This window comes from Aminobacter sp. UC22_36 (assembly GCF_044056035.1).
Lineage (GTDB): Bacteria > Pseudomonadota > Alphaproteobacteria > Rhizobiales > Rhizobiaceae > Aminobacter.
Genome location: NZ_CP171996.1, coordinates 2,039,286 through 2,064,303, shown reverse-complemented (window position 1 = coordinate 2,064,303; position 25,018 = coordinate 2,039,286). Strand labels below are relative to the sequence as shown.

Annotated in this window: 25 protein-coding genes, 1 tRNA gene and 1 pseudogene; 19 read left to right on the top strand and 8 right to left on the bottom strand. The window is 62.7% G+C overall.

Features of this window, described 5'->3' with window-relative positions; translation table 11 throughout:
* The 4 genes from ACHMW7_RS13355 (at position 1) to ACHMW7_RS13340 (ending at position 4,668) form a co-directional block, all read left to right on the top strand.
* On the top strand, positions 1–1,098 hold the full coding sequence (locus ACHMW7_RS13355) for an ABC transporter ATP-binding protein (RefSeq protein ID WP_395450695.1): 1,098 nt from the start codon (positions 1–3) through the stop codon (positions 1,096–1,098).
* Positions 1,091–2,086 (top strand): ABC transporter ATP-binding protein, encoded by a 996-nt coding sequence (locus tag ACHMW7_RS13350; protein ID WP_395450694.1) that lies wholly within the window; start codon positions 1,091–1,093, stop codon positions 2,084–2,086. Before ACHMW7_RS13355 ends, ACHMW7_RS13350 begins: the two co-directional genes overlap by 8 nt.
* 11 nt (positions 2,087–2,097) lie before the next feature.
* On the top strand, positions 2,098–3,735 hold the full coding sequence (locus ACHMW7_RS13345; RefSeq protein WP_395450693.1) for a dihydroxyacetone kinase subunit DhaK: 1,638 nt from the start codon (positions 2,098–2,100) through the stop codon (positions 3,733–3,735).
* 294 nt (positions 3,736–4,029) lie between these two features.
* Complete coding sequence (locus ACHMW7_RS13340) at positions 4,030–4,668, top strand: LysE family translocator (protein WP_395450692.1); 639 nt, start codon at positions 4,030–4,032, stop codon at positions 4,666–4,668.
* Between the two features lie 287 nt (positions 4,669–4,955).
* Here ACHMW7_RS13340 and ACHMW7_RS13335 read toward each other — a convergent pair whose 3' ends face one another.
* Positions 4,956–5,309, bottom strand: coding sequence for a DUF2200 domain-containing protein (locus ACHMW7_RS13335; RefSeq protein WP_395451320.1), 354 nt, complete (start codon positions 5,307–5,309; stop codon positions 4,956–4,958).
* A gap of 254 nt (positions 5,310–5,563) precedes the next feature.
* Between ACHMW7_RS13335 and greA the strand changes: the two genes are divergently transcribed.
* On the top strand, positions 5,564–6,046 hold the full coding sequence (gene greA, locus ACHMW7_RS13330) for a transcription elongation factor GreA (RefSeq protein WP_395450691.1): 483 nt from the start codon (positions 5,564–5,566) through the stop codon (positions 6,044–6,046).
* A gap of 188 nt (positions 6,047–6,234) precedes the next feature.
* On the opposite strand, the gene ACHMW7_RS13325 is transcribed toward greA, so the two are convergent.
* A tRNA-Ile gene (locus ACHMW7_RS13325) sits at positions 6,235–6,310 on the bottom strand.
* A gap of 134 nt (positions 6,311–6,444) precedes the next feature.
* Here ACHMW7_RS13325 and ACHMW7_RS13320 point away from each other — a divergent pair.
* Positions 6,445–7,158 carry an SIMPL domain-containing protein gene (locus ACHMW7_RS13320; RefSeq protein ID WP_395450690.1) on the top strand — a complete coding sequence of 238 codons (714 nt, stop codon included), beginning with the start codon at positions 6,445–6,447 and terminating at the stop codon, positions 7,156–7,158.
* 193 nt (positions 7,159–7,351) lie between these two features.
* On the opposite strand, the gene ACHMW7_RS13315 is transcribed toward ACHMW7_RS13320, so the two are convergent.
* Together ACHMW7_RS13315 and ACHMW7_RS13310 are read right to left on the bottom strand one after the other, a co-directional pair.
* A complete protein-coding gene (locus ACHMW7_RS13315) occupies positions 7,352–7,780 on the bottom strand; it encodes a hypothetical protein (RefSeq protein WP_395450689.1) in 429 nt (142 codons plus the stop codon).
* Between the two features lie 233 nt (positions 7,781–8,013).
* Positions 8,014–8,460: a YcgN family cysteine cluster protein gene (locus ACHMW7_RS13310; protein ID WP_395451319.1), complete on the bottom strand. Its 447-nt coding sequence runs from the start codon at positions 8,458–8,460 to the stop codon at positions 8,014–8,016.
* 203 nt (positions 8,461–8,663) lie between these two features.
* Here ACHMW7_RS13310 and ACHMW7_RS13305 point away from each other — a divergent pair, with 203 nt between their 5' ends.
* The 5 genes and pseudogenes from ACHMW7_RS13305 (at position 8,664) to ACHMW7_RS13285 (ending at position 13,308) form a co-directional block, all read left to right on the top strand.
* The gene (locus ACHMW7_RS13305; RefSeq protein WP_395450688.1) at positions 8,664–10,739 is read left to right on the top strand and encodes an OmpA family protein; all 2,076 of its coding nucleotides are present in this window, start codon (positions 8,664–8,666) and stop codon (positions 10,737–10,739) included.
* Between the two features lie 329 nt (positions 10,740–11,068).
* Complete coding sequence (locus ACHMW7_RS13300) at positions 11,069–11,605, top strand: TIGR00645 family protein (protein WP_395450687.1); 537 nt, start codon at positions 11,069–11,071, stop codon at positions 11,603–11,605.
* 82 nt (positions 11,606–11,687) lie between these two features.
* Positions 11,688–11,975 (top strand): hypothetical protein, encoded by a 288-nt coding sequence (locus ACHMW7_RS13295; RefSeq protein ID WP_395450686.1) that lies wholly within the window; start codon positions 11,688–11,690, stop codon positions 11,973–11,975.
* Positions 11,976–12,141: 166 nt separating this feature from the next.
* A pseudogene (locus ACHMW7_RS13290) lies at positions 12,142–12,569 on the top strand (PACE efflux transporter).
* 214 nt (positions 12,570–12,783) lie between these two features.
* Entirely contained in the window at positions 12,784–13,308 is a 525-nt protein-coding gene (locus ACHMW7_RS13285; RefSeq protein ID WP_395450685.1) for a hypothetical protein, read from the top strand.
* A gap of 71 nt (positions 13,309–13,379) precedes the next feature.
* On the opposite strand, the gene ACHMW7_RS13280 is transcribed toward ACHMW7_RS13285, so the two are convergent.
* On the bottom strand, positions 13,380–13,805 hold the full coding sequence (locus ACHMW7_RS13280) for a VOC family protein (protein ID WP_395450684.1): 426 nt from the start codon (positions 13,803–13,805) through the stop codon (positions 13,380–13,382).
* Positions 13,806–13,874: 69 nt separating this feature from the next.
* Here ACHMW7_RS13280 and ACHMW7_RS13275 point away from each other — a divergent pair, with 69 nt between their 5' ends.
* Positions 13,875–14,480, top strand: coding sequence for a TetR/AcrR family transcriptional regulator (locus ACHMW7_RS13275; protein ID WP_395450683.1), 606 nt, complete (start codon positions 13,875–13,877; stop codon positions 14,478–14,480).
* Between the two features lie 3 nt (positions 14,481–14,483).
* On the opposite strand, the gene ACHMW7_RS13270 is transcribed toward ACHMW7_RS13275, so the two are convergent.
* On the bottom strand, positions 14,484–15,419 hold the full coding sequence (locus tag ACHMW7_RS13270) for a LysR family transcriptional regulator (protein WP_395450682.1): 936 nt from the start codon (positions 15,417–15,419) through the stop codon (positions 14,484–14,486).
* A gap of 109 nt (positions 15,420–15,528) precedes the next feature.
* Here ACHMW7_RS13270 and ACHMW7_RS13265 point away from each other — a divergent pair, with 109 nt between their 5' ends.
* Complete coding sequence (locus ACHMW7_RS13265) at positions 15,529–16,164, top strand: FMN-dependent NADH-azoreductase (RefSeq protein ID WP_395450681.1); 636 nt, start codon at positions 15,529–15,531, stop codon at positions 16,162–16,164.
* Between the two features lie 388 nt (positions 16,165–16,552).
* Complete coding sequence (locus ACHMW7_RS13260; protein WP_395450680.1) at positions 16,553–19,039, top strand: PIG-L family deacetylase; 2,487 nt, start codon at positions 16,553–16,555, stop codon at positions 19,037–19,039.
* Between the two features lie 57 nt (positions 19,040–19,096).
* Here ACHMW7_RS13260 and ACHMW7_RS13255 read toward each other — a convergent pair whose 3' ends face one another.
* On the bottom strand, positions 19,097–19,555 hold the full coding sequence (locus tag ACHMW7_RS13255; RefSeq protein WP_395450679.1) for an Lrp/AsnC family transcriptional regulator: 459 nt from the start codon (positions 19,553–19,555) through the stop codon (positions 19,097–19,099).
* Between the two features lie 171 nt (positions 19,556–19,726).
* Here ACHMW7_RS13255 and ACHMW7_RS13250 point away from each other — a divergent pair, with 171 nt between their 5' ends.
* From ACHMW7_RS13250 to ACHMW7_RS13230, 5 genes are all read left to right on the top strand, one after another.
* Entirely contained in the window at positions 19,727–20,467 is a 741-nt protein-coding gene (locus ACHMW7_RS13250; protein WP_395450678.1) for an AzlC family ABC transporter permease, read from the top strand.
* The gene (locus ACHMW7_RS13245; RefSeq protein ID WP_395450677.1) at positions 20,464–20,763 is read left to right on the top strand and encodes an AzlD family protein; all 300 of its coding nucleotides are present in this window, start codon (positions 20,464–20,466) and stop codon (positions 20,761–20,763) included. Before ACHMW7_RS13250 ends, ACHMW7_RS13245 begins: the two co-directional genes overlap by 4 nt.
* A 144-nt stretch (positions 20,764–20,907) precedes the next feature.
* Entirely contained in the window at positions 20,908–22,530 is a 1,623-nt protein-coding gene (locus ACHMW7_RS13240; protein WP_395450676.1) for an ABC-F family ATP-binding cassette domain-containing protein, read from the top strand.
* A gap of 396 nt (positions 22,531–22,926) precedes the next feature.
* The gene (locus ACHMW7_RS13235) at positions 22,927–23,514 is read left to right on the top strand and encodes a VOC family protein (protein ID WP_395450675.1); all 588 of its coding nucleotides are present in this window, start codon (positions 22,927–22,929) and stop codon (positions 23,512–23,514) included.
* 16 nt (positions 23,515–23,530) lie between these two features.
* On the top strand, positions 23,531–24,220 hold the full coding sequence (locus ACHMW7_RS13230) for a glutathione S-transferase family protein (protein ID WP_395450674.1): 690 nt from the start codon (positions 23,531–23,533) through the stop codon (positions 24,218–24,220).
* Positions 24,221–24,288: 68 nt separating this feature from the next.
* Here ACHMW7_RS13230 and ACHMW7_RS13225 read toward each other — a convergent pair whose 3' ends face one another.
* Positions 24,289–24,990 carry an outer membrane protein gene (locus ACHMW7_RS13225; protein ID WP_395450673.1) on the bottom strand — a complete coding sequence of 234 codons (702 nt, stop codon included), beginning with the start codon at positions 24,988–24,990 and terminating at the stop codon, positions 24,289–24,291.
* Positions 24,991–25,018: the final 28 nt, after the last annotated feature.

The window sequence follows — 25,018 nt, the reverse complement described above, 5'->3', positions numbered from 1 at the left end:
ATGGCCCAGATACGCATTGAAAATCTGCGCAAGGAATTTGGAGCCTTCACGGCCGTCCAGTCGTCTTCCTTCACCATCGAGGATGGCGAATTCTTCATGCTTCTCGGCCCATCCGGCTGTGGCAAAACGACGACGTTGCGCATGATGGCGGGCCTGGAACTGCCGACGAGCGGACATGTCTACATCGATGGCGAAGAGGTCGGCATGAAGCCGGCCTCGCAACGCGACATCGCCTTTGTCTTCCAGATGTTCGCTCTCTATCCGCACATGAACGTGCGCAAGAACATCTCCTATCCCCTGATCAGCCAAGGGATGGGCAAGCAAGAGACCCGCCGTCGCGTCTCTGAGGTTGCCGGGGTTTTGGGCATCGAGAGCATCCTGGACCGGCCGGTCAGCGGATTGTCGGGCGGCGATCGCCAGCGCGTGGCGCTGGGCCGCGCCATCGTGCGGCAGCCCAAGGCGTTCTTCATGGACGAGCCTCTCGGTGCGCTTGACGCCGAATTCCGCGAACACATGGCCGAGGAACTTCGGGCGCTGCACGATCGCATGGGCGCGACCACCGTGTACGTCACCCATGACCAGCTCGAAGCCATGCAGATGGGCGACAAGATTGTCGTCATGAATCACGGCGTGGTCGAGCAGTTCGGCGTGCCGCAAGATATTTACGATTGGCCGGCAACCAAGTTCGTTGCCAAGTTTATCGGCTCCCCACCGATGAATTTCCTCGACTTCGAAGGCATGATCGCCATCGGAAGCAGCAATGTCGTGCTCGCGGGTCACGACGTGGCCATCCCCAAAAGCCTGCAGGGCGCGACCGGCAAGCTGACCCTCGGCGTAAGGCCCGAACACATCCGGCTCTCCGACAGCTCGGCCTATCGGGCTGAAGTCATTGCGGCCGAATATCTTGGAACGACACAGATCATCACCTTGGCCACGGCGAACGGCGAGGCCAAGGCGCGTATCTCGTCTGCGGATGCCGTCAGGCCCGGCGAGACCGTCGGCCTCGAATTCGACGCGCGCAATTTGACCGTATTCGAGCCTGCGAAAGGTCGCGCCCTGTTCTCAGAGGCAAACCAGAGGGTGCTGGCTCATGGCTGAGGTGGTTATCGATCGCATTACCAAGGCGTTTGGCGACACGGTCGCACTCGACAACGTTTCCATGACCATCGCCGATGGTTCGTTCGTGGTTTTGCTCGGCCCGACGGGTGCAGGAAAAACGACGATCCTGCGCATGGTTTCGGGCCTGGAAAAACCCGGCTCCGGCGAGGTGTTGATTGGCGGCCGGTCCATGCGCGGCCTGACACCCGCCGAGCGCGATGTGGCGATGGTCTTCCAGCAATATTCGCTCTATCCGCATTTGACGGTGCGGCAGAACCTGGAATTTCCGCTTAAGTCGCCGCTGCTGCAGACCCCACGGTCGGAAATCGACAAGAAGGTCCGGTCCGTTGCCGAGGTGCTCCAGATCGCCCACAAGCTGGACAACAAGGCGACGGCACTTTCCGGCGGTGAAATGCAGCGCGTGTCGATTGGACGTGCACTGGTTCGCAACCCGGCCATCTATTTGATGGATGAGCCACTCAGCTCGCTCGATGCCAAATTGCGCGCCGATTTGCGCATCGAGCTCAAGAGCATTCAAGCCGATTCCGGCGCCACCCTGCTTTATGTGACGCACGACCAGATCGAGGCCATGACCATGGCAACGCATGTGGGTGTGCTTGATCATGGCAGGCTGGTGCAGTTCGGATCGCCCCGCGAGATCTACGAAGACCCGATAAGCATCTATGCCGCCAGCCGGCTTGGGCAGCCGAGGATCAACATTCTGCCGGCGGACCTGTTTGGCACGGCACCGGCGAACGCCATGTCGATCGGCCTGAGGCCCGAACAGATCAGGCAAGGCGCCGGCGCCGACTGCCTGGTGACCCGCGTGGAGCATCTGGGCGACCAGACACGCCTGCATTTGTCGTTCAGGAACCACAACATCGTCACCGTCACGAACACCCACACCGAGCTCAAAAGCGGCAACACCATCAAGATCGAGCCTCTGAAGCCGTTCTTCTTCGACGCAGACGGCCAAAGGCTAAAGTAAGGGAGAACATCGTGGCCCAATTCATCAACACCAAAGAAAACATCGTCACTGAAGCCGTTGATGGTCTCGTCGCCGCCTCGGGCGGAAAACTGGCCAGACTGGATGGATATCCGCATATCCGCGTCGTGGTTCGCAACGACTGGGACAAGTCCAAGGTCGCCCTGCTTTCGGGCGGTGGCTCAGGTCATGAACCGGCGCATGCGGGATTTGTCGGGGAAGGCATGCTGACTGCCGCTGTGTGCGGAGACATATTCGCCTCTCCGACCGTTGATGCGGTTTTGGCCGGCATCCTTGCCGTGACTGGCCCGTCTGGCTGCCTGCTCATCGTCAAGAACTATACCGGCGACCGGCTGAACTTCGGCCTGGCCGCGGAGCGTGCACGCCAGTTTGGTTTGAATGTGGAGATGGTCATCGTCGATGACGATGTCGCCTTGCCCGAATTGCCGCAAGCCCGCGGCGTGGCCGGCACGCTTTTCGTTCACAAGATAGCTGGCGCTCTTGCCGAGAACGGCGCCGACCTCAAGACCGTGGCGGCCGCGGCGCGTCAGGTGGTCTCCAGGACCAAGAGCATCGGCATGTCACTCAGCACCTGCACCATTCCAGGGTCCCCCAAGGAAGATCGCATCCCCGCGGGCATGGCCGAGCTGGGATTGGGCATCCACGGCGAAGCCGGTGTCGAACAGGTCGAATTCAACGGCGCCCAGGCTGCCGTTGCCGCCATGATCGGGCGTCTCGCAGTTGACATGGAAGCCAGGCCGCATGTTGCCCTCATCAACAATCTCGGCGGCACGTCAGTTCTCGAAATGTCGATCATTCTGAACGAGATTCGCCTGTCGGCGATTGGCGAACGGATCAATCATGTTGTCGGACCGGCAGCCATGATGACGTCGCTGGACATGCAGGGCTTTTCGATCTCCATCTACCCTGCGGACGAAGCAGAGATCGCGCTGCTCAAGCAGCATACGCCACTGGCGGCGTGGCCCAGAATCTCATGGCTGGGGCAAGTTGCGGTGCAGGCGCTGCCCGATGGCCTGACGCCCGTTACGCCCATGCCCTCGGTGCACAAGCAAACCCAGGAATTCTTGACCAGATGTTGCGAAATCCTGATCGCCGCGGAAAATGACCTCAATGCGCTGGACGCCAAATCCGGCGATGGCGATACCGGCAGCACCTTGGCCGGGGCGGCCCGCGCGCTGATTGGCGCCATGAACCGGCTTCCCCTGGCGGATCATACCCAGCTTTATCGTGCCATCGGCCTCGAGCTCAGCCAGACCATGGGCGGCTCGTCGGGCGTGTTGCTGGCGATCTTTTTTGCCGCCACGGGAGATGCTGCTTCAAGCGGATTACCAATGCATGAGGCACTCAAGGCCGGCTTGCGGCGCATGCAGGAAATCGGCGGCGCTCGCCTGGGCGATCGCACGATGGTCGATGCGCTGGCGCCGGCGCTTGACGCTTTGAACGATGGGCCTGCCGCTGCGGCCAGGGCCGCGAGGGAGGGCGCCGATCGCACCGCCAGCATGACCAAAGCCAATGCCGGACGCGCGGCCTACCTCAATGCCAAGCAGCTTGCCGGACACGTCGACCCTGGCGCCGAAGCCGTGGCGCGACTTTTCGAGCACCTTGCCGGCTGGTTCGAGAAGGCTGCCTGACATTCAGTCGCAAAGTTCGCTGCCAGACGCGAATGGCGGGACCACGTCTGCCTTCTCGCGTGTCGGCATGCGCCCGCAGTTTCTCCGCCGTGCACGAATTCTCCGGCAGCACGCGCCAGCCGCATTCATTCACCCTGATCCTGGCGCCCTTGGGATAAGGAGGCGGAATAGCTGCCGTCCGGTCGCGACCCCATTGCAGACAATTGCGAGTTGATCCACTAATTGAGGCAGCTCGGTCGGTCCCCCGGTGAACTGGTCAAGTGCGCAGGGCATTGGATTTGAGGAGGAAGCACCGTGCATGAAGTCGCGATCCTGTTCTCCATTCTCGGGGTCTTCCTTCTCGGCGCTATCAGCCCAGGCCCGAGCTTTGTCGTGGTTTCGCGCATCGCTATTTCCGGGTCGCGCGCAGACGGCGTAATGGCGGCGCTTGGCATGGGCATCGGCGGCTTCGTTTTCGCCTGCATCGCGGTCGCGGGACTGACGGCGATCCTGTTGCAGGTTGAATGGCTTAACCTTGTGCTACGGCTGGCCGGCGGCGCCTATCTTGTGTGGCTCGGAATTAACATCTGGCGCGCCGCGCCCGAACCGATTGAGGTTGCCGAGACGACGACCGGACGACCAAGCACGCTTTGGAAGTCCCTGCTGCGTGGTCTCTTTGTGCAACTATCCAACCCAAAGACAGCGATCTTCTATGCTTCGATGTTCGCCGCGCTGTTGCCCTCGCCGACGCCATCCTGGATGTTGTTTGCTCTGCCACCGATGCTCTTCCTCAATGAATTCGCATGGTACGCCATCGTGGCACTGGGTTTCTCGTCGCGCGGACCGAAGGCTGCCTATTTGCGATCCAAAATCTGGATCGATCGTGCTGCGGGAATGGTGGTTGGAGCGCTGGGCGTTAAGCTGATGACTGACAGCGTACGATCTTCTGTTTGACGCATAGCTCCTGCGTGTCGGCTTGAAGCTCGGGAGTCCACCAATCTTGGTCGTCGCGCGTTTCGTCGACGGACACCCGGCTTCGGGCCGGAATTAGACGATCCGTTTTCGGAGCGAACTCAACAGAAAGCAGCCGTTCGGTTGACGACCGCGTTGCGGACATTCTACAGCGCGGTTCATTCCGATCTCGAACTGCTGCGTGCTGCATTGGCAGGCCAATCGCATCCGCTGTGCGATGGCCAAAACACCAGAGCCAATCGCAAGTGGATGGAGATTGAGGCTCCGGATCAAGTCTCTCGCAGAATTTTATCCATCGTTTTTCCCCGCGCCAGTTCATCAATGAGTTTATCCAGGTAGCGAATTTCTCGCATGGTTGGTTCCTCGATGTCCTCAACGCGGACACCGCAAACCATGCCCTTGATCAAGGCGCGCGACGGATTGATCTTTGGGGCCTTTGCAAAGAATGTTTCAAAGTCAGTTTGTTTTTGCAGCTGAGCTTCCAGAGCTTTCGGATCATAGCCTGTCAGCCATGAGATGACCTGATCAACCTCTGCTTTTGTACGTCCCTTTTTCTCTGCTTTCGCGACGTAAAGAGGATAAACGTTTGCGAAGGCGGTCGTATACATTCGGTGCTTTGTCATCATTTCCACCCCTTGGCGCCCTGCCGAATTAGGCCGGCATTGGCCGATTTGGTCAGCCACATCAGCATCAGATCCGAGCGGTCGCTGGTCGCATTCCGATCCAGAAAACCAGCCGCTGCAGTTCGATATCCACCAGGCATCACCTCTCTTGGCTGCTCCACTGTGGGCCGAGGCCAGCCGTTGAATTGCGCTAGATTTGTTGGCGGCTTAGGTTATCCGATTGCTAAGGGTGTTCGACAGGGAGTTCCGACCAATTGAGCGTAGCATTTGCCAAAGAGGAAAGCGCGGAGGCCGCATCGGAAACCATCCTGCCGGCTCGTCCCATCTCCGACCGGATAAACCTGGTCACGGAGGCTGGTTTTAAGATGCTGCACGATGAATTGGCCCGCGCCCAGCAGGCTCTCGCGGCCGCCAACATGTTGGAAGATGTCAACGAGCGGCGACGGCAGTCGGCAGTTCCGGTTCGAGACGTGCACTATTATGCCGAGCGCGTCCGTACGGCCCGGCCTATGCCGGTGCCCACCTCTAACAAAATGGTCGCCTTCGGCCATACCGTCACTTTCGAGCGCGATGATGGCCGCACTCAGACCTTCCGCATCGTCGGTGAGGATGAGGCCAACCCGTCTCAAGCTTCCATATCGCATGGCTCGCCGGTTGCGCTCGCACTGATTGGCAAAACCGTGGGCGACGTTGTCCTGCTAGGGCAACGCGAACTCGAGATTCTGTCGATTGCTTAGCTGGATAGCGGAGTACGACGCACGACGAGCACGCCGAACTCCATTCGCGCGAAGCTTCGCAGGTTCGGCTGGCAGTTCAGGGCATGGATAGAGTCGCCCGCATGGTGCGCAAGAAATAGGCTTTGGCTAACCGCCTGGCCAAGCACATTGGCTATCCGCCATATAAGCATTTGATTTTATTATATATTTGGTGGGCCCGGAGGGACTCGAACCCCCAACCAAGCGGTTATGAGCCGCCGGCTCTAACCATTGAGCTACAGGCCCCACGCCGGCTGGATAGTAAGTTTTGCCCGCTGGCACAAGCCATCTTTGTGCAACTATTGCGCGCTGCCGCATTCCACCCATAATCCGCCCCTATTCGACACTGTTGAAGGGCTCAGGACAACGGAGATTATATTATGAATCGCAAATACATGGCGCTTGCACTTGCAGCGGTACTCGCAGTTCCCGCGGCTGCCGCCCGCGCCGACAACCAGCCATCGCCGCGCATCATTGTCACCGGCGAAGGCGAAGCCTCGGTCGCGCCCGATCTGGCGCTGCTGTCGCTGTCGGTGATGCGTGAGGCCAAGACCGCCCGCGAGGCGCTCGACGCCAACAACGACGCCATGGCCGCCGTGATCGCCGCGATGAAGACCGCGGGCGTCGCCGAGCGCGACCTGCAGACCGCCGGCATCCAGATCCAGCCGCGCTACAACTACACCAACAAGCCCGATGGCTCGCAGGACGCCGAGCTCGTCGCCTATCAGGTCATCAACACCTTGTCGGTGCGCGTGCGCGATATCGCCAAGACCGGCGAGATCCTCGACAAGGCCGTGTCGCTCGGCGTCAACCAGGGCGGCGGCATCACCTTCACCAACGAGAAGCCCGAAGGCGTCATCACCGAGGCGCGCAAGCTTGCGGTCGCCGACGCCATCGCCAAGGCCAAGGTGCTGGCCGAGGCCGCCGGGGTCAATCTCGGCAAGGTGCTTGAGATCGCCGACCAGTCCTACGCGCCGCCGCCGATGCCGATGCAGGCCAAGTCGTTCGACCGCGCCGCAGGTGCCGCGCCTGTCGAGGCAGGCGAGAACGCCTACCGCGTCCAGGTCAACGTCACTTTCGAATTGAAGAACTGACAGGCAAACCTGAGAACTGGCTAGCGTATCGGCCCTGCCGCGCGTTCAACCGCGCGGCAGGATTTTTGCAAGTGCTCGCGAACATGAAAAACCCCGGAGGCCAGGCCTCCGGGGTTTTGTTTGGAGCCACACACCCTTCCCCGAGGGGAAAGGGGCTCCCGCTACTGTGATCGGACAACGCCCGATCTACTTGTTACCAACGCACGACGGGGCAATTCGGGGCCCGGGCGAAGGTGATCGCGACGCGCTCGCCGTACTTGCGCCCGCTCACCGTGATCGAGCGGCGGTTGACGTCGACGATGCGGGCGCGGCGCAGGCCCATGCGTTCTGCCTTGTTGACCGCCCTGTCAGGCGAGCAGGCGCGGTCCCAGCGGCCACCCGGGCGGCCGCCCCAGCGGCCGTCATTGCGGTTGTCCCAACGACCATCGTTGCGATTGTCCCAACCGTCATTGCGGTTATCCCAGCGGTTGTTGTCACGGTCCTGGATGTAGACGCCGACATTGGGCTGACCCTGGCCGAGGTTGAGATAGAGGCCTTCCGCCTGTGCCGTGGCAGGAATGGCGGCCAGCGTGCTGAAGCCGATAAGGGCCGAAAGGGCGGCGGTCTTGATCTTGTCGAACATGGTCTTCTCCTTGAACTCCGTGGCGTCAGGCCGTCTGTGCCTGAGCGATGGGCTGACAATGCACTGCCCAAGCTGAACCGTTTTCGAACCGGCCATTCATTTTCGGTTCATCTGGTAACATATTGATTCTGCTTTGTAATATTTGATCTAGCGCAATCGTTCCCAGCCGCGCGGCAGCGACAATGGCCAGCCGAATACGTCAGCAATTTGGCACTTCGCGGGATTTGCAGCGCTTACGGCTCTTCGTCGAGCATGTGGTCGAAATAGTCTTCCGGCTCGGCCAGGTCGTCCTCGGACGCCGTCAGCTTGCCGCGCACCGAGATGCCGGCCTCATGCACGGTGTCAGGGCTGCCGGAAACGAGGTGGTGCCACCAGTAGAGGTCGTGGCCTTCGCCGACCAGGCGATAAGCACAGGTGCTGGGCAGCCAGGAAATCGTGCGCACGTTTGCAGGCGTCAACCCGACACAGTCCGGCACCCGCGCGAGGCGATTGGTGTAGTCGGCGCAGCGGCAGGTCGATCCGTCGAACAGCCGGCAGCCGACGCTGGTCCAGTAGATCTCGCCGGTGTCTTCGTCCTCGAGCTTGGACAGGCAGCATTTGCCGCAGCCGTCGCAAAGCTGCTCCCACTGGGTCGGGCTCATCGCCTCCAGCGGCGTCGTTTTCCAATAGGCATCGTCCATGTCAGGCATTTGGCCCCGATGCAAAGATACGTCAAGCCGGCAGCTCGCATTCATCGCCAGTTCAGCGAAACCACGATATTGCCATGTTGATGTCGGGCAATCGCCCCGATGCGATGCGACTGCCACACCAAGCGGAACCATTAACGGTTCCATCTGTTTGGGCCGGGACGGGACCAAAGTTCACTTCGAGGAGATTTCCAACGATGAAACGCCAACCACGGATTCTCGCAGGCACGGCAATCGGCCTGTTCATGGCATCCGCGCCGTTGGGCGCCATGTCGCTGCCGAACGGCCCGCTGGCCGACACAGGGACATCGCTGCCGCTGATCCGCGTCCAGTCGGACTGCCAGGAAGGCGAATCGGCGGAAGCCTGCGCCGCGCGCCAGGGCGGCGGCCAGCAGGCCCCTGCCCCCGAGCCGCAGCCTGAACCAGCCCCCCAGCCGGAGCCGGCGCCGCAGCCTGAGCCCCAACCCGAACCTCAGCCGCAGGCCGAACCCGCGCCGCAGCCGCAGGCAGAACAGCCAGCACCGCAGGCCGAAGAGCCGGCACCAGAGCCCCGCCGCAAGAAGCGCGAGGCACCGGCGGAGGAACCCGCACCTCAGCAGGAGGTCACACCGCAGGCAGAGCCCGAGCCGCAGCCGCAGGCAGAAGAACCCGCCCCCAAGCGCAAGAAGCGCGAGCCTGCCGCCGAACAGCAGCCGCAGGAACAGCCCGCCGCCGAGCCGGAGGCAGCGCCGCAGCCCGAACCGCAGGCCGAGGAGCCCGCGCCCAAGCCGAAGGAACAGGCCCCGGCCGCAGAGGAACCAGCCCAGACACCTGAGGTCGCTCCCCAGCCGGAAGCACAGCCCGAGCAGCAACCACAGGCCGAACAGCCGGCGAAGAAGCCTGCCGAGCCGACACCGGAGCAGCCCCCTGCGCCGACTCCCACGCCGGAAACGCCCGCACCTCAGGGCGAAGCTCCGGCCCAGGGCGAACAACCTGCGGCAGAGCAGCCTCAGCAGCCCGCAACGGGCGAGCAACCAGCTACCGGTGAACAGCCGGCGACCGGCGAACAGCCAGCAACGGGTGAACAGCCGCAACAGCCTGCACAGCAAGGCGAAGCGCCAGCGAACCAGCCGCCGGTGAACCCCAACGAGGCACCGCTCCTCGACAGCCAGAAGGAAACGCCGCCCGCCCAGGAAGGTGGCCAGCAGCCGGCTGCCGAAGGCCAGCCCGTTCAGCCAGCGCCCGAAGGGCAGGCCGGCGAACAGACGGCTCAGCCTGTGCCGGTGCCGGTCGATCCCGGCCCGCCGCCGGTCGACGACAAGACGGCCACCGAGGCAGCCCAGCCTGTCGAGATCCAGGCCGTCACCGCCGAGAAGGGCACCCGCATCGAGCAGATGCCCGAGGTCGACTTGCGCCGCAGGCCGCGCCCCGAGGGCACTGAGGTCGTGCGCGAGATCGGCGACCGCATCATCATCCAGATCAACAATCAGATCATCGTCGAGAGCAACGACCGCCCGCGCCTGACCCGCGACGCGCAAGAGGTCTATTATGAGGAGCTGCCGCGCGGTCGCACCCGCGAGGTGATCGTGCGCGACAACGGCAACCAGATCATCACCATCCGCAACCGCTATGGCGACGTCGTGCAGCGTTCGCGCATCACGCCGGACGGGCGCGAATATGTGCTGAGCTATGTCGACGACCAGTATTACGAGGGCATGGACGAGTGGCGCGATCCGGGTCTCGACCTGCCGCCGCTGCAGCTGCATATCCCGCGCAACGAGTACATTCTCGACGCGCAATATGTCGAAGATGACGATGCCTATTACGACTTCCTCGAGCGTCCGCCGGTGGAGCGCGTCAAGCGGCTCTATTCGGTCGACGAGGTCAAGCGTTCGGCCCGCGTGCGTGACATCGCACGACGCGTCGATCTCGATACGCTGAGCTTCGAATTCGGTTCAGCCTCGATCCCCGAGGCCGAGATCGCCAAGCTTGAAGGCGTCGCCAATGCGATGGAGAAGCTGCTCAAGAAGAACCCGGCCGAAACCTTCCTCATCGAGGGCCACACCGACGCCGTCGGTTCCGATGTCGCCAATCTGGCGCTGTCGGATCGCCGCGCCGAGGCCGTGGCCGATGCGCTGACCAACGTCTTCGGCATCGCGCCGGAGAACCTATCGACCCAAGGGTACGGCGAGCGTTACCTCAAGGTGAAGTCGCAGAAACCAGAGCGCGAAAACCGCCGCGTCGCCATCCGCCGCATCACGCCGCTGGTGGCGCCGATCGCCAGCGCCAACTAGCGCCAGGCGGCAGCAAACAGACCCGATCCGCCCTGTGGGCGGGTCGGGTTTTGCGCGTCGGGGGTCATCGCCGGAACCATTTCAGGATCCTGCTCGGACACAGTATCGACCGGTAACAATCACGCGATCACCCGGCTTTGGTCATTGAATCGCTGGATTTTGATGCCACTTTGTGGGTGACGTGGTTCCCTGCCCCGTCCATCTCCGGCGTTTCAGGAGATCAGGCCCGGCCGAATTCCCCCTCCAGCGGCCGGGCCTTGTTTTATCCCCAAAGCTGTTGCATTCGTCGGCACCGCCTCAATCTGCAATCGTAAAATTTCGGACGTCTCATGAAACGCCTCGAACACGCTGTCGAATCCATCATTCTTGCCTCGCGCTGGCTGCTCGTGGTGTTTTACCTCGGCCTCGCCGTAGCGCTCGGCATCTACGCGCTGTCCTTCGTCAAGAAGCTCTACGAATTCGTCATGAAGGTGATGATTCTCGATGACACCGACACCATCCTGAAGGTGCTGGGGCTGATCGATGCGGCACTTGTCGCTTCCCTTGTGGTGATGGTCATCATTTCCGGCTACGAGAATTTTGTCAGCCGCTTCGACAACCATGATGGCGAAGTCCACTGGCTCGGCACCATCGACATCAGCTCGCTCAAGATCAAGGTCGCCTCGACCATCGTCGCGATCTCGTCGATCCATCTGCTGCAGGTCTTCCTCAACCACCAGCAATACACCTCCGAACAGTTGATGTGGCTGACACTCATCCACTTGACCTTTGTGCTGTCAGCGCTGCTGCTGGCCTACATCGACCGCCTTACCGGCCTGAGCAAAAGCGACAAGAAGGCCGGCGTCGAGGACGGCCCGAGCATCTGAACGGATCATTGACCGGATTCATTTTCTCAGCCGCGCCGGCCAACTTACTGGATTGACTGAGCTTCGGCGGGCGAACCGCCGATTGACAGAACGGACGGAGGTGCTGCACAGCACCTCCGTTTCCATTTGTGCGGAGGCTGCCTTGCGTTGGATCGGATGTGCACTGCTCGCGCTGGGTATCGCAGTCTGCGCGACGACCTTTGGCGGCTGGGTCTGGTTGAACGCTTATGGCTGCGGCACCGGCTGCAACGATTTCCGTCTGCGCTGGGAAGACACAGAGGCGCTGGCCGTATTCATCCCGCCTTTCGTTGCCGGCACCATATTGGCACTCGCCGGCGCCGGCACGATCTTTTTCAATCGCAGCAAATAGCCGGGCCAACACGCAGCGTTGTCCGTGGCTCCTGGCACCGTCGAACGGCTGGTCATGGCAGTATTGAACAGCTAGCCCGGCTTCAATAATCTTGACTGCGAAGCGAGGACCATCTCCCCCATCTGGGACGCTTTTTCGGAACGGGCCGAAATCCCACGGGGGTTGGATGCGCACCACTCTTGATCGTGTTCGCCACGCCATAAGCTTCGAGCTGATCGGGCTGGCGCTCGTAACGCCGCTCGGCGCCTGGGCCTTCATATGCCCATGGGCGACATCGGCGCGGTCGCCATCGTCAGCGCGACGATCGCCACAATCTGGAACTACCTGTTCAATCTCGGCTTCGACCACCTGCTTCTGGCGATAACAGGCAGCGTCAAGAAATCGCTTAAGGTGCGTGTCGCTCACGCCGTCCTTTTCGAGGTCGGGCTTCTCGCCGTTCTGATGCCGTTCATCGCCTGGTATCTCGGCATAAGCCTTGTCCAGGCGCTGCTGATGGATGCGTCGTTTGCGCTGTTCTACATGGCCTACGCATTCGTCTTCAACTTGGCCTACGACCGCATCTATCCGGTACAGGAGCGCCCAGCCAACGCTTAGGCCCGATCGACCACGGCAGGCCGACGCGCAGTTCGGCGACAGTTCGCTGGTGGGCACCGGACAATCGCCGGCGCCCGCCCTCGACACCATTTGCCTACCATGTGGGCACCGTGCCTGGTCAGGCGCAAAACCTTTCTTCAAAACGCCGCATTCATCTTGCGTTCAAGCCATGCCCGCTAAGGTCTAGGCCTCCAACGATTCGAGGACATCTATCGTGTCAATCGCCCAAACCCTTACGATGCGGACGGCCTTCGCATCGATCTGCGTCGCCGGACTGGCGGCAGCCGTGTCTGCCTTCACCCCCACCCCCGCAGAGGCTCAACGGCTGATCCGCTGCGCATCGGAAGGCGGCACCTGCCGCCTGCCTTATCCGGCCGAGGTCGTCTATGGCGCGCAAGGCAGGACCACCTCGCGCTTCATCGATGGCCCCGCTGTCCGCTGCTCGAACCGCAGCTTCGGCGACCCGGCGCCCGGCATGCGCAAGGAATGCTACATCGTCGAGCGTGGCCGCCGCGGCGGCGACTATGGCGACGGCGGCTACGGCGAACCGCGCCGCAAGCGCTGGGTCGCCTGCGCCAACGAGAACGAGTATTGCGACTTCTACGGCCGCAAGCGGGTGCGCTACGGCACGATGAGCCAATTCGAGGAAGGTGTCTTCCGCGACGGCGTCGACTGCGACAACGAGACCTTCGGCGATCCGGCGCCCGGCGTCCGCAAGCGCTGCTACATCCAGGACTAGGCCGGCCAGGTTTGAAGCCGGTATCGGTAAAATGACGGAGGCGCCTCGCGGCGCCTCCGTTTTCGTTTGCCTCAGGCGTCAACCGTATCCGGCACATACAGCGCCAGGAACTCGGGGCTCGGCGGGATCGGCGTGATGACGTCGATCAGCACGCCATTGGGATCCCTGGTAATGAAGTGGCGCTGCCCGAAGTCTTCGTCGCGCAGCGAGCGCAGGATCGGCAGCCCTTCCGCGACGAGCCGCGCGTGCACGGCATCGACATCCTTGACCTCGAAATTGATCAGCAGGCCGGCGGCCCGCCCACGCCCCTCCTCGGGAATCGTCTCGTGGTCGCCCTGGACGATGGCGAGATTGACGTCCCTGTCTTCCGCCGACCGCAGGTGGACATACCAGCCGGCGTCGAACTGCGACGCGAAGCGGAAATGCTTGACGTAGAAAGCGGCGGTGCCGGCGACGTCGCCGGTCATCAGAACGGGGTAGTAGCTGGTCGTTTTCATGGCTTTCCTTCTCTCCTCAATCAACATACAGTCTGCATGTAAATGTGAATTAACATACAGGCTGCATGTATGCAAGTGAAAAGCGAACGCCGCTCCAACCGCGACCGCACCGAGGCAACCCGTGGCGACCTGATCGCCGCCGCGCGCAGGCTGTTCACCGAAAAATCCTATGCCGAGACAGGCACGCCGGAGATCGTGGCTGCGGCCGGCGTCACGCGCGGCGCGCTCTATCACCACTTCAGCGACAAGCAGGCGCTGTTCGCCGCGGTGGCCGAGCAGGAGGCCAACGCGGTTGCCGAAGAGGTCGAACGCGCGGCACCCACCACCCTTGGCGCCCGCGAAGCACTTCTTGTCGGCACCGAAGCCTATCTCCGGGCGATGCAGGTGCCGGGACGGACACGACTTTTGCTGCTCGACGGCCCGGCGGTGCTCGGCCGCCCCGGCATGGACGCCATCGACGACCGCCACGGCAACCGCACGCTGCGCGAAGGCCTCGCAGCGACGATGCGCGCCGGCGCCATGCGCAAGCTGCCGCTCGCAGCCCTCACCAGCCTGCTCGCCGCCACCTTCGACCGCGCCGCACTGGCAATCGATGCTGGTGCGCCGTTTGCCGACCAGGTCGCCGTCATCTCGGCACTGATCGACGGGCTGATGACGCCTGACCTATCAGCCTGACGCTCACGCCATGCCGGTCGTTGTCTGGCGATGCGGCTCGAACTCGTTGAAACAGCCAAGCTCGCGCTTGAACTGCTCGATCAGCCAGGCCGCGGCCGGCTTTGGCGTGCGGTCGGCGCGGTGCATGGCAAACAGCGGCGAGCGCTGCTCGCTGTAGGGCTCGAGGTTGAGCTCCACCAGGCGGCCCTTTGCCAGATCGTCGGCGATCAGCCAGCGGGGCAGACCGCCCCAGCCGAGCCCCTCACGCATCAGGGCGTGTTTGGTGCGCATGTCGGTCAGCCGCCAGGTGCGATAGGCGAAAACGCCGAAATCGCGTCCGCGCGTCCGCTCCGACTGGTCTGACACAACGAGCTGGATGTGCTCGCGCATCTCCTCCAGCGGCACCGGACCGGAAAACCGTGCCAGCGGATGATCGGGAGCCGCTGCCGGCACCATGGACATGAAGCCAAGGCGAACAAGCTGCACCTCGGCCTCGCCCGTTATGCCGCCCACCCCGAGATCGGCCTGCCCGGTCATGACCTGATCGACGATCAGCCCGAGCGAACCGACATGCAGGCGCAGCGCTACGGTCGGAAACCGCTCCTCGAATGCCTTCAGCACCGGGACCAGCACCGGCGACGGCAAGGCAACTTCAACCGACATCGCGACTTCCGCCTCAAGCCCCTGCTGGTGGCCGCTGGCCCGCGAGCGTATCCGCTGCAGCACGCCGATCATGCGCCGGGCATCTTCCAGCATCGTCTTGCCGACGTCGGTCAGCTGCGGCTCGCGGGTGCCTTCGCGCTCGAACAGCTTGAGGCCCAACTGCGCCTCGAGATTGGCGATGGCATAGCTGATGACCGACTGCGCACGGTTGAGCTTGCGGCCGGCGGCGGAAAAACTTCCGGTTTCAGCCACGGCAACAAAGACCTGGAGTTGGTCGAGAGTGGGATTGGGCTGCATCGATCCATCCAGATTTTAGATGGATCATATAGATAATATGCCAGTTTTTCAATTGGGTTGGTCGGACCATATTCATTGCACCGAACAACCCAACCCAAGAGAAACCGCCATGTCCGTCCTGCTTGTCACGTCCAGCCCCCGCGTTGCCGCCTCGCATTCGACCCGCATCGCCACCGAATTCGCCCAGAAGTTGGTGGCCGCCGATCCCAGAGCCAATCTGGTCGTCCGCGACCTCGTCGCCAACCCGCTGCCTCATATTGATAGCGACTATGCCACCGGCATCTACACGCCTGCCGAAGACCGGACCCAGCGCCAGGCCGAGGTGGTCGGGGTTTCCGACGCCGCGCTCGACGAGCTTTTCGCCGCCGACACCGTCATCCTCGCCACCGGCTTCATCAACTTCAACATCTCGTCGACGCTGAAGTCCTGGGTCGATCACGTCGCCCGCTCTGGCAAGACCTTCGCCTATGGCGAAAATGGCCCCAAGGGCCTTGTCACGGGCAAGAAGGTTTACATCGTGCTCGCCTCGGGCGGCATCTATTCGGAAGGTGCAGCAGTCCAGATGGACCATGCCATCCCCTATCTGCGCAGCGTGCTCGGCTTCATCGGCATGACCGATGTCGAGGTTATCCGCATCGAGGGCGTCGGCATGGGCCCGGACGCGGTCACAGCGGCACTCACCAAGGCAACGGCCAAGGTCGACGCGCTGGTTGCAGCTTCCATTCAGACGGCCATTGCCGCATAGCGCCGCCACGATCGCCATCGGGGGGACGTCGCCAGACGTCCCCCGATTGATTCTCGGATGGATGACGGCGCCATATCCACTTGCTCCCTTTGATCCAGTTGTCTTTCGATGCCGGACCAGCATCCGTCTTCAATGTCGAGGACACTGCACGAAGCAAGCCGCAGCAGGCGAAAACATCGCCGCTGCAGGCCCAGATGACATGACATGCCCTCGCTCTACCCGACAGCTTCTCACCTTAGGTAAGCACCTCCTCACTTACATAAACTTACTTGAGTTATTTTATCTTGCTGGCCATAGTCTGCATGGCTGGCCCCATTGGTCAGCGGAGGCGCCCACGGGAGGGGAGCTGCCACCTCGAGGCGCCGCCTGATTACGAGAGGAGATTTCCATGTCCACGATGACCCGGCGATTGTTCATCGCCTCGTTGCCGCCTGCCCTTCTGGCCATGCGCACTGCCGCGCAGGCCGCCCCCGCCACCGACCTCGAGATGATCGCCCGGCAGAAGCTGGAGCCGGCAATCGTGACCTTGCATCGCCGCCTGGAGCGGCTGACCTCGACGCTCACCTTCATGACCACCGGGGCGCACCCCGACGACGAGCCGAGCGGCCTGCTTGCCGCCCTGCGCCACGTCTACGGCATCCGCCCGGTGCTCTATTGCATCACCCGCGGCGAAGGCGGCCAGAACAGCATCGGCGCCGAGCGCGGCTCGGTGCTCGGCGTGCTGCGCACCCGCGAAATGCAGGAAGCTTCGCGCTCGCTCGACGCCTCGCTCGCCTTCGGTGGCCGCGGCCATTCCGATTCGGTGCATGATTTCGGCTTCTCCAAGGACCCCAACGCCACCATCGATCGCTGGGGCCGCGACCGTGTCGTCGAGCGCATGACCTGGGCCTTCCGCCAGTACAAGCCCGACATCGTCATGAACTGCTTCCTCGACGTGCCGGGCCAGCACGGCCAGCACCGCGCCGCCGTGGTTGCCACCTTCGTGACCGCGGACATCTCGGGCGACGCCAAGGAATATCCGGACCAGATCGCCTCAGGCCTCGACCCGTGGAACGTGCCCAAGATCTATTCGCCGGCCTATGGCGGCGGTGGCGGCGTCTATGATGACGAAACACCCCCACCCCCGACGACGCTGACCGTCACCGCGCCCGAGCGCGACAAGATTTCTGGCGCCACCTTCCCGCAGATGGGCGAGTGGTCGCGCTCCTGCCACCTGACCCAGGGCATGGGCAAGTGGCGCGAAGAGCCACAGACCGAGTGGCAGCTGCATCTGGCGCGTGTCGCCCAGGGCGAGCCGGCCAAGAGCGAAAGCGACATCCGCGAGGGCCTGATCGCCACCGTCGGCGACATCGCCAAGCTCGATGGCATGCCGGCGTCTTCGGCCGATGCGCTGCGCAACGCGCAGGGTTTGATCGATGAGGCCATCGCCGACTATGGCGATCCGGTCGTAGTGGTCTCCAAGGCCGTCGAAATCGCCAAGGCCATCGCCGAGGCCCGCAAGCAGCTGCCGCAGGAGCTGCGTACCCAGGTCGCCCACCGCCTCGAACGCAAGGCGCGCGAAATCGACCTCGTTCTGGCAACCGCCGCCGGCATGCATGTCAGGGCCTTCACCTCAGGCGAAGATCTCAAGCCAGGCGATAGCATCACCATCAAGACCTTGGTCGAAGCGCCTGAAAACGTTGTCGTTGAATCGGCCGAGATCATCGCCCGCAAGGGCCTGACGGCGAGCAACGACCAGCTCTCGGTGGCAGCCGACGCAGAGCTCACCAACCCGCTGACCGAGCAGTTCGACCCGCTCGGCGGCAATGGCGATGCCTTCGTGCGCCTGACCGCGACGATCGGCGGCCATTCGGCGGTGCTCGACGTCGATCTCGAAGACGCGCTTAGGGTCGTGCCTGCGGCGTCGCTCGAGCTGAAGCCGGACGCGGTGGTGTTTAACACCGCGGCTGACCTCGCACCTGTCGCCATGACCGCGACCGTCACCAACGCCAAGGTCGGCGACCTCAAGATCGACCTGCCCGAGGGCTGGGCGCTGAACCCGTCGGGCGAAGCGTCGGATATGTCAGGCACGTTCGACCTGCAGCCACCGGCAAAGCCCGGCGAAACACGCTTTGCCATCGAGCCGCAGCTGCTCGGCAAGGACGCCTATGCCATCAACACCTTCACCTACCCGCATATCGGCCGTTCCGTCGTGCCGACCAGGATCTCGGTTCCGGTGCAGACGGTCGGCGCCGAGCTGACCGGTCTGAAGGTCGGCTACATCAGCGGCGGCAACGACAAGGTCGGGCTGTGGATGAAGCGGCTCGGCATCGACGTCGTCGAGCTCAGCCCCGCCGATGTCGAACAGGGTAGCTATCGCGACCTCAAGACCATCGTTGTCGGCATCTTCGCCTTCGGCAAGCGCAAGGATCTCGCCAAGGCCGTGCCCGAATTGCACAAATGGGTGCAGGATGGCGGCCATCTGGTCACGCTCTACCACCGCCCGAGCGACGGCTGGGATGCCGAGAAGGTGCCGCCGCTGTTCCTCAAGATCGGCTCGCCCTCGATCCGCTACCGCGTCACCGACGCCGCTTCGGAGGTCGATATCCTCGAGCCGCAACACCCGCTGCTCAACAAGCCCAACAAGATCGGGCCGGACGACTGGGCCAACTGGGACAAGGAGCGCGGCCTCTACTTCGCCTCCGATTGGGACAAGGCCTACAAGCCGCTGCTGGCAATGAGCGACAAGGGCGAAGACAAGCTGCAAGGCTCGCTTTTGTCGGCCGAGATCGGCAAGGGCCGCCACACCCACACCTCGCTGGTGCTGCACCACCAGCTCGACAAGCTGGTGCCGGGCGCCTTCCGCCTGCTCGCCAATCTGGTCCAGCCGGCCTGACCCAAGCAAAAGGCCCCGGCGACAACCGGGGCCTTTTCTCCACAGCCGGCATTTCGGCTAGAGCGGCATTTCCGATGTCTGCTTGATCGTCTGGCTCGGCACGTCGGTCTTGACGTTCTGCACGCCCTTGATCCGGCTGAGATGTTCGGACTGGAAGCGCCGATAGGCATCGATGTTGGCCGCAACGACCCGCACCATCGCGTCGCAGTCGCCGAGCATCAGGTAGCACTCCAGCACCTCCGGCAGCTTCGACACCTCGGCCGCGAAATGCTCGATCGTGTCCTCATCCTGCGCCTTCAGCCAGATGCGCGTGAAAAATGTCTGTCCTCGGCCGATCTTGGCCGGATTTAGCATGGCGACGTAGCGGTCGATGACGCCGGCCTCCTCCAGGAGCTTGACACGCCGCAGGCAGGGCGACGGCGACAGCCCGACCTCGCGCGCCAGATCGTTGTTCGCCATCCGGCCGTCACGCTGCAACGCGCGCAGAATGCGCTTGTCGATGTCATCAAGCTTCATTGGCTGAGGAATCCAATTTTTCACTCACCTGTCGCATCAGATGCCAGAACGGCGTCAAATTCAACGATCTTCGCAAGCAAATTGCGTCGATGTTGGACTAAGTTGCGCTTCGACAACATCAGTTCAAGCCACTTGGAAAGCGCGAGCCGCAGGGCACGCGAGGATGATTTCATGAGCATTTCGCAAGCCACATTGTCCGACCGGACAGAAGGCGGCATCGGTTCCGAGTTCTGGCGCGGCATGCGCTCATGCACACCGGTGCTGCTCGGCATCGTGCCCTACGCGCTGGTGCTCGGCGCCCAGGCGGCGCAGAAGGGGCTGAGCCCGATCGAGGTGCCGTTGATGACCGGGCTGAACTTCGCCGGCGGCTCGGAATTCGCTGCGATCCAGCTTTGGACCTCGCCGCCGCATGTGCTGCTCATTGCCGCCATCACCTTGTTGGTCAACAGCCGCCACCTTTTGATGGGCGCGGCCCTGGCGCCGTTCCTGCGCCATCTGCCCAAGCGCAAAGCGTTTCCGGCACTGTTCCTGATGTGCGACGAGAGCTGGGCGCTCGGCCTCGCCGACGCCAGGAAGCGGGCCGCGGCAGGCATCGGCCCGGCCTTCAGCCTGCCATACTATGCGGGCGCCTCGATCCCCTTCTATCTCGCCTGGGTCATTTTCACCGGTCTTGGCGGCGCACTCGGCCCCGTCCTCGGCGACGTCGAGGCCTATGGCTTCGACATGGCGTTCCCGGCCGTGTTCCTGGTGCTGCTCGCCGGCATGTGGAAAGGCGTCGCCGCGGCAAGGCCATGGCTGGTCAGTCTGGTCGTTGCCGCACTCGTCCATCTCCTGGTCCCCGGCGCCTGGTATGTCGCTGCCGGTGCTCTGTCCGGCCTTGTCTCGGCCTATCTGCTGGCAGGTGATGCATGATCGACCCCATCAACCTTGTCGCCATCGTCCTGATGGCTTCCGTCACCTACCTCACGCGCATCGGTGGCTACGTCATATTGCGCAACCGCGCGCTGAGCCCGCGCGCCACCGCCGTCATGGAGGCCGCCCCCGGCTGCGTGCTGATCTCGGTCATCGCACCTGATTTCGTCTCCGACAATCCGGCCGACCTTCTGGCGCTCGCGATCACCGTCCTTGCAGCAACGCGGCTGTCGATGCTGCCGACGGTCATCATCGCCATCGCGTCGGCGGGCGTGCTGCGCCATCTCATCGGCTAGGACGACACTTCTATCTTTGCGCCGCCGGTGCCTGTGACATCGGCGGCCCTTGCGCGCCAAGGTGCGGGATGCTTTACGGGCGATCTCTTTTACGGGCGCAACCGATGGCGTGGTGACCCGACACATCCTCTGGGTCCTACAAACATGATTCGTCTCGAAAACATCGGCAAGCAGAACGGCAAGCAGCTCGTGTTTATCGAGGCCTCGGCAGCGCTCCAGAAGGGCGAGAAGGTCGGCCTCGTCGGCCCCAATGGTGCTGGCAAGACGACCTTGTTCCGCATGATCACCGGCCAGGAAGAGCCCGACGAGGGTCAGGTCTCGGTCGATCGCGGCGTCACCATCGGCTATTTCAGCCAGGATGTCGGCGACATGTCGGGACGCAGCCCTGTCACCGAGGTGATGGACGGTGCCGGCCCGATCAGCGAGATGATCGTCGAGATGCGCGAGCTGGAAGCGGCGATGGTCGACCCCGAGCGCGCCGACGAGATGGACCAGGTCATCGAGCGCTACGGCGAGGTGCAGGGCCGCTTCGAGGAACTCGACGGCTATTCACTCGACGGCCGCGCCCGCGAAGTCCTCGACGGCCTCGGCTTCTCACAAGAGATGATGGACGGCGACGTCGGTGCACTGTCCGGCGGCTGGAAGATGCGCGTGGCGCTCGCCAAGATCTTGCTCATGCGCCCCGATGCGCTCTTGCTCGATGAGCCGAGCAACCATCTCGATCTCGAAAGCCTGATCTGGCTCGAGGCCTTCCTCAAGAACTATGACGGCGCGCTTTTGATGACCTCGCACGATCGCGAGTTCATGAACCGAATCGTCAACAAGGTCGTCGAAATCGATGGTGGTTCGCTGACCGCCTACTCTGGTGACTACGAATTCTACCAGCAGCAGCGCGCGCTCGCCGACAAGCAGCAGCAAGCCCAGTTCGAACGCCAGCAGGCAATGCTGGCCAAGGAAATCGCCTTCATCGAACGCTTCAAGGCGCGCGCCTCGCATGCCGCCCAGGTGCAGAGCCGGGTCAAGAAGCTCGACAAGATCGACAAGGTCGAGCCGCCCAAGCGCCGCCAGACAGTATCGTTCGAATTCCAGCCGGCCCCGCGCTCGGGCGAAGACGTGGTCACGCTCAAGAACGTGCACAAAAGCTATGGCAGCAAGACCATCTATGAAGGCCTCGACTTCCAGGTCCGCCGTAAGGAACGCTGGTGCATCATGGGCATCAACGGCGCCGGCAAGTCGACGCTGCTGAAGCTGGTTGCCGGCGCCTCCAATCCCGACAATGGCACCGTCGCCCGCGGCCCAAGCGTCAAGATGGGCTACTTTGCCCAGCATGCCATGGACCTGCTCGACGGCGACCGCACCGTGTTCCAGCAGTTGGAAGACACCTTCCCGCAAGCCGGCCAGGCGCCGCTGCGCGCGCTCGCCGGCTGCTTCGGCTTCTCCGGCGACGAGATCGAGAAGAAGTGCCGCGTCCTGTCAGGCGGCGAAAAGGCTCGCCTCGTCATGGCGATCATGCTGTTTGATCCGCCCAACCTTTTGGTTCTCGACGAGCCGACCAACCATCTGGATATCACCACCAAGGAAATGCTCATCACGGCGCTGTCGCAATATGAGGGCACGATGCTGTTCGTTTCACACGACCGCCATTTCCTCGCGGCCCTTTCCAACCGCGTGCTCGAACTGACCCCCGACGGCATCCACACCTATGGCGGCGGCTACACCGAATATGTCGAGCGCACCGGCCAGGAAGCGCCCGGCCTCCGCAGCTGACGCAGCTCGAACGTCAAGGCACCCGATTGTCCGTATTTGCCGCCGTGCAGCGCCTGCAGCAGAGGCTCAGCTGTTTTCTGGCACGCGCCTCGAAATTGAACTAATGTTTGCGAGGCCAGTGCTGCCGCGTCGCCGACGATCAACGTCCGGCAACGACGGGCACGGCCAAAGGTGACGAATGCACAGCGCCAATCAAGGTGCGGCTTTCACCGCGACCTGCATCGCCGGGCCGCGCGGCACAGCCATGGGCCGCGGAGACTGCGGTTGCGGCCGGCTCGCTCTCCACCTGAAGTTTCTACTAACTGCTGACCGGCGTCGATGCCAGGCCAGCGCCATGTCCTTGATCCCTTGCTTGTAACGAAGTTCGTCCGGCACTGATGCCAACGGAGGATGGCCATGCGAAAGCTCCAGGCCCAAGGCGTACATCATATCACCCTTGTCGGCGCTGACCGGACTACGTCGATCGACTTCTGGGAAGGCCTGCTCGGCATGCCGTTCATCTTCGAGCAGCCCAATCTCGACAAGGCCAGCGAAAGCCATCTCTATTTCGATCCCGGCGACGGCCGCCTCATCACCATCTTCACCGACGAGAACCGTAAGGCCGATCCGAAGCGGACACCGACCGACATCGGCTGCGTCCACCACATCGCCTTCGCCGTCTCGCGGGTGACATTCCTGCAGGCCGTGGCGCGCCTGGACGAGCGCGCCATCAAGCACAGCGGCGTCAAGGATCGCGGCTTCATGGATTCGATCTATTTCGAAGACCCGCTCGGCCTGCTGATCGAGCTCGCCTCTTACCGGTTCGAGCCGCCCGCGGGCCACACCCATGCCGACGTGCTGATGGAAGCTCACAAGGTCAGGGTCGCCCGCGGCGACTACAACATTGCCGAAGTCCATCTGGCGGACGCCATCGAGGCGCTCACCGAGCGCAGCCGGGCAACTTTGTCGGCCGGGCGCGAGCCCAAGGACCCTTATCGCAACTGAGGCTGGAGAAGCTGATATGGCCGACATCAAGCTCAACGTCATCAAGCCAAGCGTCAACAACATGAGCGCGCGCGTGTTCCTGCGCGCCTCGGGTCTCGACTTCACCGAAAAGGACGTCTACGGCCAGACAAGGTCGCCCGAATATCTCGCGGCATGCCCGGCCCACCTCACGCCGATGATCGAAACCTCCGAATTGCCCAACGGCGTTTTGTGGGAGAGTTGCGCCATCATGCAGTATCTCTCCAACAAGCACGGGCTGGAAAACCTCTACCCCAGCGATCCCGAGCGGCGCGCGATGATCGACAGCGCCATGTTCTATCTCATCGGCACCTTCTATCCGTATCTGGCGCGCGCCACCTACCCGGCACTCAACTTCCCGCAATATCCTGGTGAAGTCGGCCACAGCGACGCCGATGCCGCGACCAAGGAAAAGGCGCGCCAGGCGGCTGTCGAGGCACTCGCCGAGCCGCTCGACGTGTTCCGCTCCTTCTACATCAAGGACAAGCCCTTCATTGGCGGCGATAGGCCGTCCATCGCCGACATCAGGCTTGCCGCGACCTTGGAGTTCCTCGCCGTCATCGAATATCCGCTGCCGAGCTGGGCAAAGGACTATGTCGCGGCCATGGAGAAATCGCTGGGCGATGCTTACGCCGAACCCGCCAACGACGTGCGCGGCTACATCGGCTATGTCAGGTCGCTTGGATAGGCTTGGCGGCAGCCCAAAAACAAGAAACCCCGGCGCGCGGCCGGGGTTGATGGCGAAGCAATGACACCTCAGAACTTGTAGTTCAGGCCGATCTTGATGGCGTGCACGTCGAAATCGCCCTCGTAAGTGCGGAAGGCCACGGGATCGTTCACGGCAACGTCGCCCGAGAAGCGATAGAACTGATACTCACCCTTCACAGACCATTTGTCGTTCAGGGCATGCTCGACGCCGCCACCGACCGTCCAGCCCGTCAGCGTTTCGGATCCGCGTGCGTTGAAAGTCTCCGGGTCGTCATAATCGGTGATTTCGAGGCGGGTGAAACCTATGCCGCCCTTGGCATAGAGCAAGGTACGGTCGAACGCATAACCGGCCCGACCGGTGATGCTTGCCAGGTAGGTGTACTCACTGTCGGTCCGGCCATCGGCGTCCACCCCACCGGGGAACGTATTAATTCTGGAGCTTCCGTCAGCCCAGGAATAAGACAGATCGCCCTCGATACCGAGGACCAACGACCCCCACTGATGGTTGTAGCCGACCTGCGCCCCCAGGAGTCCGCCCTGGGCCTCGGGATAGGCCGTCTCATACTGCCCGACACCAGGTTCCGGATAAGCACCATCACCACTGCCCCAAGAATAGCCGCCATGAACGCCGGCGTAAAAGCCTGTCCAGCTGTAGGGCGCAACCACCGGGTCGGAGGCCACAGCGTCAGCCGCCATACCAGCGCTGGTTGCGGCGAGGAGAATGGTCGATGCGAGAAGAACGGATTTCATGAGCGTCCCCAGAATCGGATGCGAACAC